General features: G+C 63.2%; 13 protein-coding genes. 8 read left to right on the forward strand and 5 right to left on the reverse strand.

Translation table 11 applies throughout. The features are described 5' to 3' along the window. Positions 1-96 precede the first annotated feature (96 nt). The 8 genes from KF871_RS16680 (at position 97) to KF871_RS16715 (ending at position 11890) form a co-directional block, all read left to right on the forward strand. Positions 97-522, forward strand: a complete 426-nt coding sequence (locus KF871_RS16680; protein WP_291145088.1) for a DUF2784 domain-containing protein — start codon at positions 97-99, stop codon at positions 520-522. Then, complete coding sequence (locus KF871_RS16685; RefSeq protein ID WP_291145090.1) at positions 519-923, forward strand: PaaI family thioesterase; 405 nt, start codon at positions 519-521, stop codon at positions 921-923. The genes KF871_RS16680 and KF871_RS16685 overlap by 4 nt, the downstream gene beginning before the upstream one ends. Before the next feature lie 63 nt (positions 924-986). Continuing rightward, complete coding sequence (locus KF871_RS16690; RefSeq protein ID WP_291145094.1) at positions 987-1499, forward strand: very short patch repair endonuclease; 513 nt, start codon at positions 987-989, stop codon at positions 1497-1499. An 8-nt stretch (positions 1500-1507) separates the two neighbouring features. Next, positions 1508-3040 (forward strand): DNA cytosine methyltransferase, encoded by a 1533-nt coding sequence (locus tag KF871_RS16695; RefSeq protein WP_291145097.1) that lies wholly within the window; start codon positions 1508-1510, stop codon positions 3038-3040. 881 nt (positions 3041-3921) lie between these two features. Beyond that, positions 3922-5022: a hypothetical protein gene (locus KF871_RS16700; RefSeq protein ID WP_291145100.1), complete on the forward strand. Its 1101-nt coding sequence runs from the start codon at positions 3922-3924 to the stop codon at positions 5020-5022. Further along, a complete protein-coding gene (locus KF871_RS16705) occupies positions 5022-6308 on the forward strand; it encodes a hypothetical protein (RefSeq protein ID WP_291145103.1) in 1287 nt (428 codons plus the stop codon). Before KF871_RS16700 ends, KF871_RS16705 begins: the two co-directional genes overlap by 1 nt. Before the next feature lie 47 nt (positions 6309-6355). Next, positions 6356-11497, forward strand: coding sequence for an FtsK/SpoIIIE domain-containing protein (locus KF871_RS16710; RefSeq protein ID WP_291145106.1), 5142 nt, complete (start codon positions 6356-6358; stop codon positions 11495-11497). Positions 11498-11746: 249 nt separating this feature from the next. Further along, positions 11747-11890, forward strand: a complete 144-nt coding sequence (locus KF871_RS16715; RefSeq protein ID WP_291145107.1) for a hypothetical protein — start codon at positions 11747-11749, stop codon at positions 11888-11890. Between the two features lie 5 nt (positions 11891-11895). Here the strand turns inward: KF871_RS16715 and KF871_RS16720 are convergent, their stop codons facing one another. The 5 genes from KF871_RS16720 to KF871_RS16740 are packed head-to-tail and all read right to left on the reverse strand — an operon-like array spanning position 11896 to position 17221. Next, positions 11896-12828 (reverse strand): MBL fold metallo-hydrolase, encoded by a 933-nt coding sequence (locus KF871_RS16720; protein ID WP_291145109.1) that lies wholly within the window; start codon positions 12826-12828, stop codon positions 11896-11898. A gap of 1 nt (position 12829) precedes the next feature. Further along, the gene (locus KF871_RS16725; RefSeq protein WP_291145113.1) at positions 12830-13315 is read right to left on the reverse strand and encodes a thioesterase family protein; all 486 of its coding nucleotides are present in this window, start codon (positions 13313-13315) and stop codon (positions 12830-12832) included. Further along, complete coding sequence (locus KF871_RS16730; protein WP_291145116.1) at positions 13312-14460, reverse strand: acyl-CoA dehydrogenase family protein; 1149 nt, start codon at positions 14458-14460, stop codon at positions 13312-13314. The genes KF871_RS16725 and KF871_RS16730 overlap by 4 nt, the downstream gene beginning before the upstream one ends. After that, positions 14457-16427, reverse strand: a complete 1971-nt coding sequence (locus KF871_RS16735; RefSeq protein ID WP_291145119.1) for a biotin carboxylase N-terminal domain-containing protein — start codon at positions 16425-16427, stop codon at positions 14457-14459. The genes KF871_RS16730 and KF871_RS16735 overlap by 4 nt, the downstream gene beginning before the upstream one ends. After that, positions 16424-17221, reverse strand: coding sequence for an enoyl-CoA hydratase-related protein (locus tag KF871_RS16740; RefSeq protein WP_291145122.1), 798 nt, complete (start codon positions 17219-17221; stop codon positions 16424-16426). The genes KF871_RS16735 and KF871_RS16740 overlap by 4 nt, the downstream gene beginning before the upstream one ends. Positions 17222-17230 lie beyond the last annotated feature (9 nt).

Raw genomic sequence — 17230 nt, forward strand, 5'->3', positions numbered from 1 at the left:
CGCTCGGTCGATCCAACCCCGTTTTGACCCAAGGCCGCCCGGCATCGCCGGCGGCCTTTGTCTTTAAGCGCAGGCATGCGCTTGCACAATGGGCCCATGCACCCCGACACCGCTCAACTGTTGGCCGACGGCTTGCTCACGCTGCACGTGGCCGTGGTGGTGTCCGTGGTTGGCTTGCTGCCACTGGTGCTGATCGGCGGCGTTCGTGGCTGGCGCTGGGTGCAGCACCGCGGCCTGCGCCTCACCCACCTGGTTTTGATCGTGTTCATCGCCGTACAAAGCTGGCTCGGCCAGCTCTGCCCGCTGACCGTTTGGGAGCAACAGCTGCGCGAACGCGCCGGCCAGGCGGGCTACACCGACAGCTTCATTGAACACTGGCTGTCGCGCTTGCTGTACTGGCAGGCACCATGGTGGGTGTTCGTTGCGGCCTACACCGCTTTTGCGATGCTGGTGGTGCTGACCTGGTGGTGGGTACGGCCCACCGCAGCCCCACGGCCACCAACCGAAAGGACCTCGCGTTGAAAGCCCCCTTCATGCAGCACGTTGGCCTGCGCACCGTGGCCGGCCCACGCGAGGCCAGCGAATTGCGCATGCGCGTCGAAGCGCACCACCTCAACACCAACGGCGTGGTGCATGGCGGCGCCCTCTTCACCCTGGCCGACACCGCCATGGGCATGGCCGTGCACACCGCCCTGGCCCCGCACGAACGCTGCGCCACGGTGGACGCACGCATCGGCTACCTGCTGCCCGTGCGCGAGGGCGAAGTGGTGTGTGTGGGCCGACTGGTGCACCGCGAGGGGCCGGTGGCGCACGTGGAAGCGGTGCTGAGCGTGGACGGGCGCGAGGTGGCGCGGGCGACGGGGGTGTTTGCGGTGTTTTCGCCGGAACATGCGGGATCGCTGAAGGCGAAAGTCGACTCCTGAAGTGACTGGCAGGTTTCGACACGAGACCTGGTACGATCGCCGCCATTAGCCGGAGGACCCTTTGTGACCGATTTCGTATCTGCTCAGAAGCGCAGCGAAATGATGTCGGGCATCCGGGGCAAGAACACGCTTCCCGAGTTGCAGGTTCGCAAAGCCCTGTTCGGGATGGGCTACCGGTTCCGCCTTCACCGCAAGGACCTTCCGGGACGCCCCGATATCGTCCTGCCGAGGCGGCGAATCGCCATCCTCGTGCACGGCTGTTTCTGGCATGGGCACGCGAACTGCCGATACGCCAGGACACCTTCCACGCGAACCGAGTTCTGGACAGCCAAGCTGGCTGGCAACCGACTGCGCGACCAACGTGATCTCGAATCGCTGCGCGTAGCGGGCTGGCGAACACTCGTGGTCTGGGAATGTTTTCTACGTTCACCGCAGAGCCCGGACCTCGCGCGAGCATTGCGCGACTGGATCGAGGGTCCCCAGCAGACAGGGGAGTTGCGTGAGCCCGTGGCGGAAGAAATGTCAGGCTCGACGCTTGAGCACGCACCACCTAGAAAGACAAGCCATCGCAAATGACTTACCCAGTGATTGACCTGTTTGCCGGTCCAGGGGGACTCGGCGAAGGTTTCGCCTCCTTGAACGGGGGGAAGGCGTTCAAGATCGCCGTCTCGGCGGAAATGGAAGAGAGCGCGCACAGAACGCTGTCTTTGCGCGCCTTCTTTCGCCATGTTCGCAATGCAGGGGACGAGAAAGGGCTGAAGGCCTACTACGACTTCTGCCACTCGGCTTCCGCACCGCATCCGTCTGCGGCAATGCCAACAGCGTGGGCCGTGGCGCAATACGAGGCTCAGCGCCTGACCCTCGGCGAGGAACAGGACAACGCAAAGCTCGATCACTTACTGCGCAAGGCAAAGGTTCGCGAAAACGACCGCACCGTCTTGATCGGCGGGCCTCCGTGCCAGGCCTACTCACTCGTTGGACGGTCTCGCAACCGAGGCAAGAAAGACTACGTGGCAGAAGAGGATCACCGCCACTTTCTTTACCGGGAGTACCTCCGCGTCGTTCAGAAGATCCGCCCCGCAGTTTTCGTGATGGAGAACGTCAAAGGGATCCTGACTGCCAAGGTGAACGATCGCTTGGTGTTCCACGACATCCTGCGGGACATGGCGGCACCCAGTGAAGCTTTGGGCAAGTCGCGAGGGCCACGTTACCGGATTCATTCTCTGGTGAACAACGACGTTTTCGAGAAGGATATGAATCCTCAGGAGATTGACGTTGCTCGATTCATCATTGAGTCTGAGAAGTACGGCATTCCGCAATGCCGGCACCGGGTGATTCTGCTAGGGGTACGTGAAGACCTGATGTACAGCGGGGGCCATCATCTGACACCGGCACAACGAATCACGCTACAGGACGCAATTTCTGACCTGCCCCCTCTAAGAAGCCGTCTCAGCAAGGGCGATGGCGACGATATCTGGCGTGAAGAGGTTCATGCCATGGCCGAGCGCCTGCAGAAGGACGCGATCAGGAAAGGCATGGATCAGGTGGCGCTGGCAATGCGAGGGGAAGCGCTCAACCTGGGCGGTTCGCTGGAGACCGGTAGCCTGCGGTACGGCCCAAGACATAACCCGAAAGCCAAAGATCGGTATCACGGCTGGATTGCAGACTCCCGCCTTGACGTCTGGCTGAACCATGAGGCCCGTTCGCATATGGCAAGCGATCTGGCCAGGTACTTCTACGTGGCCAGCTTCGGCAAAGCCCACGGACGCACGCCCAAAGGCCATCAGAGCTTCACGCTGGATGGACTTGCCCCCAATCACAAGAACTGGGAATCGGGACATTTCATCGATCGGTTCCGGGTGCAGCTTGCGAATGAGCCGAGCACGACCGTCACCAGCCATATCGCCAAAGACGGGCACTACTTCGTGCATCCGGATGGGTCCCAGTGCCGAAGTCTCACCGTGAGAGAGGCAGCGAGACTCCAGAGCTTTCCGGACAACTACTTTTTCCAGGGGAACCGGACACAGCAATATCACCAAGTGGGGAACGCTGTTCCGTCGCTTTTGGCCAGCCAGATAGCTGCCGCGGTAAAGCGAATACTCAACGAAAGCTCATGATGGTTCACGAGCCTATCACCAGCATGCAAACGCGATTTGGCATCGGGATTGCTCCAGCCAGATCTGGCGCGATTTGATAAAACGCTCGGACAAGGAGGTGGCAGATGCCAGCCAGTATCAATAGTCACGTCACTCGTTTGCATAGATTCCTGCCGTTCAGTGCAGCACATGACCAGATCTATGAGGAATACCAAACCGGTGAAGACAACCTCGATCTCGCTACCGTTGCAATTCAGTATGCCGCGGAGGCGATCAAAGCAGGCGCTCGTTGCATCGTTCTCACCGGGGACGCTGGCCACGGAAAGACTCACATGTGTCGCAGGCTGGTCGAAACTGATCTCTTGGGCCACCATCCGGAACGGGCTAGGCGGTACCTTTTGGAAAGCTGTGACGGCAGCACCGCAATTCCCCCAGCAAGCGGCGTGGATTGCGTGGCGCTTCGAATCCACAAGGATCTATCTGAAATCCAGCCACCTTCTAGGGCCGCGCAACTCATTGAAGCATCAGGCGCCATTACAAGTGAAGCGCTAGTGGTCTGTGCGAACGAAGGAAGGTTGAGGGCAATAATCAGCTCAGACGGCGCTGGCCCGGCTTGCAGGTCAATTGCTGAACTATTCAACGAGTCCATAGAGCGCGGAGTTACGGCGAGTAGCGACAGCAGGATTCACATTGTCAATCTCAACTATCAATCGGTGGCTGCGCATTCGGACGCCCGTCGCGGGAGTCTTCTGAGAAGAGTGCTGGCTAGCTGGGTCGGAGATGGGCGTAGGTGGGGAGAACGTTCATGCGGCACATGTGTTCACGAACTCGACTGTCCAATACGTCGCAACCGAGCACTGCTGGCTGAGCATGGTGCTGAATCCGAAAGCCGCCTCAATCGCTTGGAAGAGATCTTCTTGGTGCTAGAGCGGTTGGGCAACGTCGTGACTATCCGCGAGATGCTGATGCTGGTGTCCTACCTGATCACTGGCGGCATGACCTGCACTGATGTGGACAAGCGATTGGCCGGCGGCGGACAAAGGACTGGCTGGCAGCACGCGTGGACCTTCTACAACCTCCTATTCCAATCCCCACCAAACTTGCCAGCGGATCGGACCGACAAGGGCATTCCGGTGCTCGCCGCGCTCAGGCGCCTGGATCCTGGTGCCATTGCCGTCCGGCGAGTGGACGAAAAGATCCTCAATCGCGGCGAGGTCTTCGAACCCGGGCAGCAGGATCTGCAGTTCCTTGCCGGCGTCGGAAGCCGCGTTACTGTCGTAGATGCGGCGCTTGGGATCGACGACTTCAACGGGAATCCCCAGACCCGCGCCGAGATGAATCGCGAGGCAGAAGCAACTGGTCTTGCAGTTGCTGCGCTGAGGCGTCGCGCATTCTTTGACGATATCGAGGGAGTTGAAAGCGTAATGGTCAAGCTTGGATTCAAGTACGGCGATGTGTTCCTCAAGCTACTTGAGGGTCAGCTGCAGCCGCACGAGCGCGTCCGGATCAAGAACATCATCATTGCTGGGCTACACGCCATTCAGGGATTGCGAATCGGAAGGACAGAGACCATGCTGTATCTGGTGGATCCAGCCTTCGGGAAGGCAAGCGCCGACGCAGCCATCGTTGCTCGCCAGATCCCCAGCAGCCGTGTGAATCTCCAGCCAGCGAGCTCAGCATGGCTTGGTGGTCCGGATTCCCGATGGTTCATGCCACGCTCGGTCGACTGGATCGACAGGAGTGTCATTCTTCGCGTTGATGAGCGACTCGGTGTTCTGAAGGATCTTCCGCTTGATCTTCTCTCGTTTGAGTGCGTCGCACGCGCAGCGTCGGGCTATGTCAGCGAGGAGTTCTACGCTAACGAGATTCGTCGGGTGAGGACCTTCCTTGGCCAGCTTGCGGAAGGCGCGACCGAGGACTCGGCGCAGATCACCGTTTTCATGCGCGGTCAGCTACAAAACGTTTCTCTCGATCAGGGCGTCATTCAAGTAGGAGGCGAATGATGGCAACCGTCTCCGCTCCAGACGTTACCAAGAAGCTCTTTGGCGGCATCTTCGATGTAGACGGGTCAGGACACTACCCGGGTCTCGAGCTCATAAATCTCGTTGTCTGCTGTGAGGAAGGCACCCTACCTAAAACGGACGAGGTTCACGTCCATCGGGCCGCGCACGATTTCGCCCGGCAGCTGATAACTGAGCAGCTGGATGAACATCGCAAAGCCGCCGTGCTTCTAAATGAACACACGTCGCTGGCGGTTGCCCATTTGCTACGCTGCCTAGAGCTGGAGGTGCCCAACGTTGTCAAGGCCAAGGGATGGGAGCGCACGCACTTCTTTCCGTACACACGATCACTGGTGCATTGGGACGCTCGAAAGGGTCGTCAGGCTGGGGTCGATGTACAGATCGAGCGGAGATACCTGAGGGGGGCCGGGGCCTACGCATTTGCCGTTCTGCGACGGGACGGCAACCAGCAGCGGCTTGAGGAGACCCGGGCAGGCTTTGAAGCGCTGTATCCCCGGGATCGGAGCTCTCCACTCGAGCTTCTGGCATCAACTCTTCGCGCCAAGGGGAAGTGCGATCCGGTCCACGCCCCATCACTGGATCAGGTCGAAGCGGCATCACAGGTCCGCAATGACGCGTGGGAAGAACTGTTCAGGGACGGAACGAGAAACATCCTCAGCCACCTCGGCTTGCCAGCGGTGCAGCGGGTCAGGGCTGTGATGAACTGGACGTCAATCTGGCTTGTACTGGCGGAGGCTGCCCGCGCCCTTGCGATCCAGTCTGACTCTGCGATGGCAATCGTTGTTGATTGTGCTGGCACACACTCGCAACTGCGACGCGCTGCTCAGCGCTGTTTGAAGGATCTCGTCAGCATGATCGAGCAGGTGTCACGCGAAGAAGGCGCGCGCCAAGGGCAGCTCAGTGCACAGCAGCTTGGCAAGATCCGAGCGTTCTTCGGAAATACGGCCGCGGCCGGTGGTCTGCTCAACGCATGGAAGGGACGACGCCACTTCACGTTCAGACTCCCTGCAATCGAGTCGCTTGTGTTGGCTGCGGTTCCTGCGGGCACAGAGTTGGAGTATGAGCGGTTCCTGACGCAATGGCTCTTCGAACGATGCCGGATCGTCGCCGGGCGGGAAGGTGCTGCGAGAGCAGGAATGCTGATGGCATTTGACGGGACCATCTTTGAAGAGAACGAGCGACAACTTGCTGAACAGATGCGTGCTTCTGGTTTGCTGAAGGTATTTTCAGACGCGACAAGAATGGTCTCTCCGGGAGGGCGCAATTGATGTCAAGGACTCTCGCACGGGTGGCCACAAGGATCGCCACTCTCGCGTTGACGCGTGATCGCCAAGCGGCCCATCAGTGCTTCCGGATTAAGAACCTCCATGCTGACGAAGTGGCGCAGCTTGTCAGCGAATGGGCGGACGCAGCTCGCGCTGCTGATCTGGAGCAGGTCCGACTTGTTGTGGCCGATAGCCTTGGCGGCGCTGTACCGCCGCAGTTTGTGGCTGAACCAGGCCATTCGATCACGCACTACCGGAATCACAACCGCGCGGGCCTCGTCTACGTAGAGATAAGTGTCCAGAGTGACGAGCAGGGCCTGCAGAACATCTTCAGTCTTCGCGACAGCAACTTCCTCGACGAAAGCTTCGATGACTACGCAAAAGCAAACCGCGGCGTTCCAGGGCTCTTGGTCGAAGAAGCGTGGCGAAGCGCTGGGGGGGTGGCCAGCGTTCCGCAGCTTCTGCTGGAGCGCCTTCTGCTTGTGATCAGTCTCGTTCATCCGGAGATCGAGCCCGTGCCGGTAAGGCGGTTTATCGCGTTCATCGAACTCGCCTGCAGCAATTGGGTAAGCCATGAGCGTTTGATCGATGAAGTGGAGGCGGATCGGATAGTTGGCCGCACGCTCTGGGCCATGGATATGTTTCCGGATGAGCGCTGGAACGAGGGTGGAGCAGAAGCGCGATGCCGCCGAAGGCTCGAAATGAATGCGAGGCACGCAGATCTGATGGACGGAAGTGCCGAACTCACCAGTGAGGATTTCCTCGCAAGGGTGCAGGCGGCGCGCTTCAGACTCCCCGATGGCAGCCCGATGCCCGGTTCCGATGCGGACCGATGGCGCAGGCTCTGCTCCGAATACGGACTCTCGCCGACGGACGAGCTTCGCCGGCAGATTCCCTACGAGATCTTCAGCCAGCTGTTTGTGAAGGACACGGCGGGGCTACGTCTTGGCGACAGAGTGCGCGCCGAGGTCGATGACGTTGCTCCCGACCGAGTGGCTGAGTTCGATGCCCTTGATGTCGCTGCGGGACTCAACGCCAGGAATAGCCATGATGCAAACCGCCTGCTTGAGGCTGTCCCTCCGCAAGGCATGGCCCCTCTTGCCGACATCGTCACAGCTGCGACCAGGAAATCAGTTGAGCGACTGGCTGTCCCTCCGCGGAGGCAGTTCTTCAATCCGGCCATTGAGATCGTGCGACTGGTGCAGCGAGTCCGCCTCGACACCACCACTTCAAGCGTCGCGAGCATTGCCCTGGAGCTAGGCAACGATGAAGCCGCAGGAACCCCGACGCAAGGACTCTTTACGTTTCTCTTCGGCGACACTCTACGCTCCATCTCCGCTGGCCTCGAGGGTCTCCCTGATGCCTGCCTGCTGAAGCCATCTGCGGAGCTGATTTCGCCGTTGCCGGTACCGCAAGTGCTCGAAGATCAGAGCGAAGACTCAGATGACCAGATCCGGGAGTACACGTGGGACCCCCTTCCGCTGCGCTTCACGCTACGCGACCGCGACCACAAAGTCCTCGAGGTCATGGACCAGATTGAGTGGCTGCCATCTCCCGTGGAGCAGTTCGCGCTCTTCTGGTTCCTGGCAGCGGCGCTTGAGTCTCCCTCTCTCGACACAGCCGGAGTATTGCGCGTCAGCCCGCCTACGGATGGCGACGATTGGCAGACGCCACTTGCCTACCGGGAGTCCGGCCTTGATTGCCTGACCCCTGATCCGACCCACCAGCCTGACGCAGTCAGCCCTTTGCTGAATGAGTTGGTGGAGTTGCGGCGCGGACTCCGTGACTCATTCCGAGTCTCCGGTTTGGAGTTGGAACGCGTCCAGTCGTATCTAGATGGATGGCAACAGCTTCTGCGGCGCGCACGCGAGCGCCTTGTTCCAGACGGTGTTCGCAGCAAGGAGCTCGACGCTTTCCTCGGCACCGATCTTGTCGCTGTCATCGGCTCCGAACGGCGACTGATGCTGCCGCTGCATCCGATTCGCCTCCGCTGGATCTGCGGCTATTTGGAGCAGACGCGGCGGCTCGCCCAGGAGTTCCTTTCCGGTATTGCCGGCTTTGCCGATGGAAAGGGTGAGTTCTATCTCGACTGGCTGGAGAAGCTGACCCCCCGGGAATCACCTCCTATTGCTGTCGGGAACGCGGGCCAGCTGTTGTACTCACGCTCCGAGTCAGGATGGTGGGAGGACTTCTCCCCGCTCACTACCGACACTGGAGACGTCTCGTTTGACGCGGAGGCTATCGGCTCCATAGCGGCCCGCATAGTCAGCTATCTGGATGCACATCCGTACAAGCGCGACGGCCTTTCGCTGCTGGTAGTCCTACCCACAAGTGACTCGACGCCGGCAGAGATCCTGCGCCGGATCACCGCCAAGGCAAATCGTTCGCTGCGCATCTCGATGCACGTGGCGGCGCCCAAGAGTCGATGGGAGGCTATTGCGAGGTCGGTCGAGAGACTTTCGGAAACCGTCGACAGGGGTCCGCGCGCGCGCCTGTTCCCAGACAGGGATCTGGCTTTGATCGACTACCGGGCCGGCGACAGCCTCGCTGAAGTGCTATCGGATCTGCAGCTCGACATAGCAGTCGTGACCCATGCGTTGCAGGAGCAGATTGTCAGTCAGCAGAACACTGAGGCACCTATCGAGCGTCCCGGCTCCTTTGATCCCCTGCAGCACCGGCCGCTAAGGATGGAGTCCGGGGGCGGTGGCGGCGCAATTTCCCTGGTAATGCTGCCGAAGTATCCAGACCCTGTGCTTGAGTCCTGGAGCACGCTCGCGGTACGCGCGAACAGATCCAGACCCGTGGCCCCCAGTCAACCGGAGAACACAGACTTGGTCGAGTTGCGAGTCAACTTCCAGGACTCTGCGAGGCTGTTCAAAGATCTGCATGAACATTGCCACTGGGTGATCACGCTCGAGCGACACATTTCTCGTGAGCAAATCGAGTCCGTCGAGGCCGGATCGCCCGATGTCTTGAGCATCGAAAACGGAGTCGGTGCGAATCATCTCAATACGCTCGTCGTTTCGTCGCGATCTGGCCGCGATCTGATACAGGCACGACTTGTCAGAAAGCTGCAGAGACTGATACCGCAGCGGAGGCAGTCGGGAAATAGAAGTGAACTGCTGGCGGGGCTCGCTGACGGAATCTACGAGTCCACGAGGCGGCTGTCACCGAGACTTGCGCTGCAGGCTCTGGGCGTCGCTCGAGTGACCGAGGAAATTATCGGACTAACGGTTGCGCGCAATCTTGCCGAAGAGCTCTACCCAGCCAGACTTGGGAGCGGGCTGGTGGCGTGGATCAGTCTGGACGAGCACACCGACTGGTTCGGCGGGCATGCCCAGGTACGCGCAGACATGTGCCGCTTGGTGCTGGAGCGAGCCGAGGATGGTCTCGTGCACATCGATGTCCTCGTGCTCGAAGGCAAGTTGCGCCAGCTGTACGACGGCCACGGTGTTTTGCAGGTGCAGCGAACCTGCGATTTCTTCCGTTCCGTACTCGGCGGACCGGGCCACGAAGGCGCACGCAATGTCGACGAAGGCATGTGGCGGGAGCAGATCGCGATGGCGGTGGAGAACCTCCCAGCGGATGCAGTCCAGATCGTGAATGCCGAGGGCAGCGGAGATCCAGACGCTGAAGCTGAACTCATACACCGCACAATCTCAGACTTCCGTTCTGGTTCGATTCGTCTGCGGGCCATCAATGGTGTGTACTCCGCATGCCTCTGGGATAGCGAGGGCGAGAATCTGGAGCGTTCGGACAGCGACGGAGTCACCGTGCTCAGATCGACGAAGTTCCACCTCGTTGACTACGTGCAGCTCCGGGAAGGCAGGATCTCCCGCGAGGTAGAGCAAACGACGCGAAGTGGGCCTTCGCAGGCATTGACTCCGGTTGAGACAGCAACTCCCCAGACTGGCATCGAGAGGTTGCCCGATCACGGACTTCCGGAGCAAGTCGCGGGAGTGCAGGCCCAAACGTCCCCTGTTGCCCCGTCTGCGCCGGGCGAACCAGCACTTCCGGACGGAACAGTCATTCCAGAGAAGGCACCTGAGACCCAATCAGCAATGTCGCCCGCTTCATCGCTGCCAACCACGAGGAGGGGTCTCCCACGCGAAGCGTTGCGTCGTTCCTATGAAGACATCCTTGGCTGCTTCGCCATGCATGGAATCGCGGTATCGGCAGCGCAAGAGGAGGACGAGCCGTACATCGAAGGGCCGGCCTCAATTCTCTTCAAGGTTCGGCCGGGTCCAGGGGTAGACCCTCGCAAGGTTTCGGAAAAGGCAGCAGCCCTGAAGCTGGTTCTTCAGCTGGAGCAGGAGCAAAACGTAACCTTCAACATCGACCGAGGCTTCGTGACCATCGATGTGCCGAAGAAGCCTGAACAGCGCTACTACGTGGACGCAGTGCATACATGGTCAAGGTGGAGCCGTCCCCCAGCCGCGCTCGCGGTGCCTATCGGAGAGGATCGCATTGGACACATCGTTGAGCTGAATTTTTCGTCCTCCAACAGTCCGCACCTCCTCGTCGCGGGGACGACCGGGAGCGGCAAGTCGGAGGCGCTCAACACCATCCTGTTCGGCATGACACGCCACTACAGTCCATCAGAGCTCCGTCTGATGCTGGTGGATCCCAAGGGAACAGAGCTCGCGCCTTTTGACGGATCTGAATATCTCGAAGGAAACATTGGCTGGGATGACGCGGATTCGGTTGCGCTATTGAAGGCTGCCGTCGAGGAGATGGAGCTCAGATACCGACTTTTTCGATCTACCGCCAAGCGCAACCTTGCCGAGTTCAACGCGGCAGCACGCGCACAGGATCGTCTTCCCTGGTGGGTAGTGGTTCTCGATGAGTACGCCGACCTCACGCATGATCCGCAGGCAAAGAAGGAAATTGAGGCAGAGCTGAAGAGGCTCGCCCAGAAGGCACGCGCTGCGGGTATCCACGTCATCATTGCGACTCAGAAGCCAAGCGCCGAGGTCATCAGCACCAACTTGCGAAGCAACCTGCCCGCCCAGCTCGCTCTGCGCGTCAAGAGCGCCACCGAGAGTCGGGTGGTGATCGATGAGGCGGGCGCCGAGAACCTCAATGGAAAGGGCGACGGTCTTCTGAAGGCGGATGGACGCCTGACCCGTGTTCAGTGCTCGCGCGTGGATCCCTCGGCGTGGCCGACGGCCCTGCTGGGGCCTGCGACCTGATACATCGCGCTCCGCGTGAGGCGAACGCGTCTGTGTCTGCTCCCGGCCCTGAGCAGGTCACTCCACGACTCCTTGACCGGCAGCCCGCCATCGGCTTCGCGCAGGAAGCCAATGATCGGTCCATCGGTGTATCGCTGGTTCATCGGTCCGACCTCCTTCTCGGGTTGATCGGACTCTAGACCTACGCGCTACAAACATTGGGCGGTAGCGCAGGCACAAGCCAACCCCAAAGGGGTGAGCAACGCTGAGGTGGCCAGTTTGCTTGGCTTGCGAAGTGACTACGGCGGTGGCGCCAAGGACTATCTCTCGTACAGCGTGCTTGGCTTGCTGCTTCGCGAGGCCAAGGTCGAACGACTACAAAGCACGCGCAAGCATGTGGTGCGCGTGCGCTGAAGCCCTCACTCCCGTTCCATCTCCAGATACACCCGGCTCCCATTCCCGGGCATCAGCTCCGCCGAATTGGCCAGGCGCTGAAAACGGGCGCCGTCAAACGACTTGATGGCGGCGCTGATGTCGGTGCCGTCGTCCACGGCTTTGCGCATGTGCTCGCGCAGGGCGAGCAGGTAGTCGCGCGTGTCCGCCTGCGCCTGAGCGAGTGTGGTGATCCGGCCGTGGCCGGGCACGATGCGTTTGGGTGCCAGGCGTTCGATCTCGGCAAAGCTGGCCAGCCACTGCCGGGTGCGACTGAAGGGCAGCACGCCCAGCATGCGGTCGACGTAGACCACGTCGCCACTGAACAGCACCTGCCGGTCTGGCAGCCAGACCATCATGTCGCCGGGGGTGTGGGCGCCGCCGCGGAGTCGCAACTCAAGCACCACGCCACCGAGTTCAAGGCGCGCGTCTTCGCCTTCGATCCAGCGGGTGGGCAACATGGGTGAGGTGCCGTCGGCCTTGGGGCCCAAGACCTGTTTGAGCGCCGCCAACTGTTCGCCGCCGCGACTGAGCATGTCGGCACGGCCGTCCGCGTGACCGATGAGTTCGGCGCCTTGCGCCGCGAAATAGGCGTTGCCCAGCCAGCGGTGGTCCTGGCCGCCGGTGTTGATGACCCACCTCACCGGCTGCTGGGTCACGCGGCGCACCGCCTCGTGGATCTGGCGCGCGCCCTGCCAGGTGGCACCGCTGTCGATCAGCACCGCGCCGTCGCGCGTGACCACCAGACCGATGTTGGCGTTGAGGCCTTCGTTCGATGCCGTGCGGCCACCGGTTTCCCCAACGAAGGCGTACACGCCATCGGCCACGGGATCGAAGCGCACCGACACGGCGTGCGCGGACACCGGTGCCAGCAGGCTGGCCGTCGCCCAAGCAAGGATGGACAGCAGGCGTGCGCGCATGTCAGCTCACGATGTAGGCGCCCGAGCCCGTCGCCATCAGCTTGCCGTCCGGCCCACGGAACTCCATGCGTGTGCTGGCCACGCGCGAGCCCAGGCGCAGCACTTCGGCCTGCATGTCGAAATGGGTGCCGATGCCGGGACGCAGGTAGTCGATGCGCAGGTCGATGGTGCCGAGCTTGCTGAAGCGCATCAGGCGCTGCTCGGGGGCTTCATCCATGTGGCGGGCGCCGATGGCGGCCATGGCGGCCAGGCCGCCCATGGCGTCGAGGCTGGCGCTGATGACGCCGCCGTGGATGCGGTTGTGGCTGTAGTGGCCCACGAGTTCGTTGCGCATGTCGACGCGGCCGCGCACGATGCCCTCGGGCAGGATGTCGGTGACCTTGAGGCCGATGACGCTGTTGAAGACGATCCTTTCTTCGAACAGCTGCGTCAGCATCTGCACGAACTCGGGCTCGAAGGTGGCGGGAGGGGCTTTGGGGGTGCTCATAGGCCGGATTGTCGGGCCGCGAGTTCTTTCATGATCTCTTCGGCGCCACCGCCGATCATCATGACCTTGACCTCGCGGTAGATGCGTTCGCAGGCGGTGCCGCGCATGAAGCCCATGCCGCCGAGGATCTGCACCGCCGCATCCGCGTTGGCCTGCATGGCCTGTGTGCTGTGGTTCTTGAGCAGGCACACGTTGGCCACCCAGTCCGCCCCCTCGTCGCCAGCGTCGATGTGATCGCCCAGCGCGTCCAGCCAGTGCTGGGTGGACGCGATGCGCATGCGCATGTCCATGAGCTTGTGGCGCACCACCTGGTGTTCCACCAGCGCCTGGCCAAATGTCTTGCGCTCGCGCGCCCAGGCCAGGGCTTCGTCGTGGCAGGCCTCGGCAAAACCCAGGGCCAATGCACTCATGGCCAGGCGCTCGCCGTTGAAGTTGCCCATGATCATGCGAAAGCCCTTGTGCTCCTCGCCCAGCAGGTGCCGCGCGGGCACACGCACGCCGTCGAAGCGGATGTGCGCGGTGTCGCTGGCGTGCCAGCCCATCTTGTGCAGCGCCGTGCGCTCGATGCCTTTCGCGTCGCAAGGCACGGCGATGAGGCTGATGCCACCGGCGCCCTTGTTGACCGCATCGGTTCTGACCGCCAGCGTGATCCAGTCGCAGCGCACGCCCGAGGTGATGAAGGTCTTCTCGCCGTCGATCACGTAGTCGGCGCCGTCGCGGCGCGCCGTGGTGCGCAGGTTGGCCACGTCGCTGCCGCCGCCGGGTTCGGTAATGCCCAGTGCGGCGATCTGCTCGCCCGCCAGCACCGGGGGGATGACCTGCGCCTGCACCTCGGGCGAGCCGTGTTTGAGGATGGGCGGCAGGCCGATGTTGTGGCTGAACAGGCTGGCCAGCAGACCACCGCTGGCGGTGCGCCGCGCCAGCAACTGCGACACCGCGTTGCGCGCGCGCCAGGGCGCGGGCGTGCCGCCCAGGTGTTCGGGGTAGCCCAGGCCCAGCAGGCCGATGTGGGCGGCCTGTTGGTACAGCGCGCGCGGAAAGCCGGCCGCTGCGTCCCAGTCGTTCACATGGGGCACCAGGGCCTCGCGCGCAAAGCGCTCCACCGTGTCGAGCAGGGCTGTGGTGTCTTGCGCAGTCCAGTTCATGCGGGTACCTCAACGGCAAAGCTGAGCAGCAACTGCCCGGGTGCGACCTGCTGGCCTGCAGCCACCTGAAGCGCGTCCACCACGCCGTCGCGCGGGGCCACGATCTGGTGCTCGATCTTCATGCTCTCGATGGCCAGCAAGGCATCGCCCTTGGTCACCCGCGCGCCGGCCTGCGTGTGCACCGCCACCAGCTTGCCGTTGAAGGGCGCACGCAGCTCGCGCGCCGCACTGGCGCCGCCGGCGCGCTCGCGCGGTGCCAGGCTCAGGTCCTGCAGGGCCAGCGTGTGCGCACCGACCTGCACCTGCCAGTGGCCGTCGCCCAATGCCACCGCCTGCGCCGCATGGGTCAAGCCATCGATGGCGATCCGACCCGATGACACCAGCGCCTGGTGCGTTTGCTCCCCGTGCACGATCTGCAAGGCGCCCTGCCCCAGCTCAAGCGTCGCCAGGTCGAGCACCGCATCGCCGTGGCGCCAGCGCAAGGGGCGCGCAAACGGGCACGGCAACGACGCCATGGCCGCGTGGCCATAGACCGCTGCGATCACGCCTGCGAGCACCACATCGGCCGACGGCGCCAACGACTGGCGCAGACCGTCGCCGTGCTCGGCCAGAAAGGGGATCAGCGCCTCGCCCGCGCCGAACACCGGGTGGCGCAGGCAGGCCGCAAGAAAGTCGCGGTTGACCGGCAGGCCCAGCAGCACAGTGGTGTCCAGCGCATGGGCCAGGCGCGCAATGGCCTGCTCGCGGCTGGGTGCATGGGCGATGAGCTTGCCCAGCATGGCGTCGTAGTGCGGTGTGACCTCGGTGCCGGCTTCGATGGCGTGATCGAAGCGCAAGCCTTCGGTCAGGGCAGGCTCGGAGAAGGCGCGCACGGTACCGGTGTGCGGCGTGAAGTGCGCGTCTTCCGCGCACAGGCGCACCTCGATGGCGTGGCCACTGAGCCGCACCTCTGGCTGGGTCAGCGGCAAAGACTCACCGCGCGCCACGTGGATCTGCCATTCGACGAGGTCGAGGCCGGTGAGCATTTCGGTGACCGGGTGCTCGACCTGCAGCCGCGTGTTCATCTCCATCAGGAAGAACTGTGGCCCCCACGCGCCGCCTTGGGGCGACCCGGCGGCGGCGTCCGTCTCACCATCGAGCAGAAACTCCACCGTGCCCGCGCCCACGTAGCCGGCCGCCTGGGCCAGCGCCACGGCGGCGGCGCCCAGGCGCTCGCGCAGTGCCGGCGACACCGCCGGGCTGGGCGACTCTTCGATGATCTTCTGGTGGCGCCGTTGCACCGAGCAGTCGCGCTCGCCCAGGTGGACGCAGGCGCCGTGCGCGTCGGCAAACACCTGCACCTCCACATGGCGCGGTCGCAGCACGGCGCGCTCGATCAGCAGATCGGCGTTGCCGAAACCGGCCAGGGCTTCGGCGCGCGCGCTGGCCAGCGCGGCGGGCAATAGCGCCGCGTCGGTCACCAGCCGCATGCCGCGGCCGCCACCGCCGGCCACCGCCTTCACCATCACCGGGTAGCCGATGCGCTGCGCCTCGGCGGCGAAGGTGGCGTCGGCCTGGTCGCTGCCGAAGTAGCCCGGCAGCACCGGCACGCCGTGTTGTTGCGCCAGCGCCTTGGCGGCCGACTTGCTGCCCAGTGCACGGATGGCCGCGGGCGGCGGACCGACCCAGGTCAGGCCGGCGTCGATCACCGCCTGTGCGAAGTCGGCGTTCTCGCTCAGGAAGCCATAGCCGGGGTGGACCGCATCGGCGCCCGCAGTGCGTGCAGCGGCCAGCAGCTTGTCGATGCGCAGGTAGGACTCGGCCGAGCTCGCCCCGCCCAGCGCCACCGCCGTGGTGGCTTCGCGCACGTGCATGGCAGAGGCATCGGGCTCGCTGAACACGGCCACCGTCTCGATGCCCATGGCGTGCGCGGTGCGGATGATCCGCCGGGCAATCTCGCCGCGGTTGGCGATCAGCAATCGCTTCATGCCTTGCCCGCCCATGGTGCGGGTTGCTTCTTCGCGAAAGCGGCCAGGCCCGCGGCGGCCTCCGGCCCGCGCAATGCACTGGCGAAGGCAATGGCCGCCTCGTCACGCAGGTCGGGCACATCGCCACGCAGGCGCTGCAGCAATTCCTTGGTGGCGGCCACGGCGCCGGGCGCGGCGCGCAACAAGGTCTGCGTGGTGTCCGCCGTCGCGGCATCGAGCGAACCATCGGCCACCACCGTGTTGACGAGGCCGGCCGCCTGCGCCTCGCGTGCGCTCAAGCGCACACCACTCAGTAGGCACTGGCGCGCGGTGGCGTCGCCCAGGCGCTGCCAGACGAAGGGCGCAATCTGCGCCGGTGGCAGGCCCAGCGTCACCTCGGGTGTGGCAAAGCTGGCGCGCTCGGTGGCGATCACCACATCGGCACAGCACACCAGACCAAAGCCGCCGCCCATGGCCGGTCCGTCGACGGCGCACACCAGCCACTGCGGCAATGCGCTCAGGGCGTGCAGCAAGTCACCAAAGGCCCGGTTCATGCCAATCAGCGGATCGGTCTCGCCGGGCTGCAGCGGCTGGCCGATGGCGCTGGCAAAACTGCCCAGGCTGCCGCCGGCACAGAAGGCGCCGCCCGCGCCGGTGAGCACAACACCCCGCACGGAGGTGTCGTCGCGCACGCGCAGGCAGGCCGCAAACAGCGCCACCACCATCGCATCGCTGAGCGCGTTGCGCGACGCGGGGTCGTTGAGCGTCCAGCGCTCGATGGCGCCGTCGCGTTCGATGATCAGGGCGTTGTTCATCGCTGCGGC

Source organism: Hydrogenophaga sp. (assembly GCF_019635465.1).
Lineage (GTDB): Bacteria > Pseudomonadota > Gammaproteobacteria > Burkholderiales > Burkholderiaceae_C > Hydrogenophaga.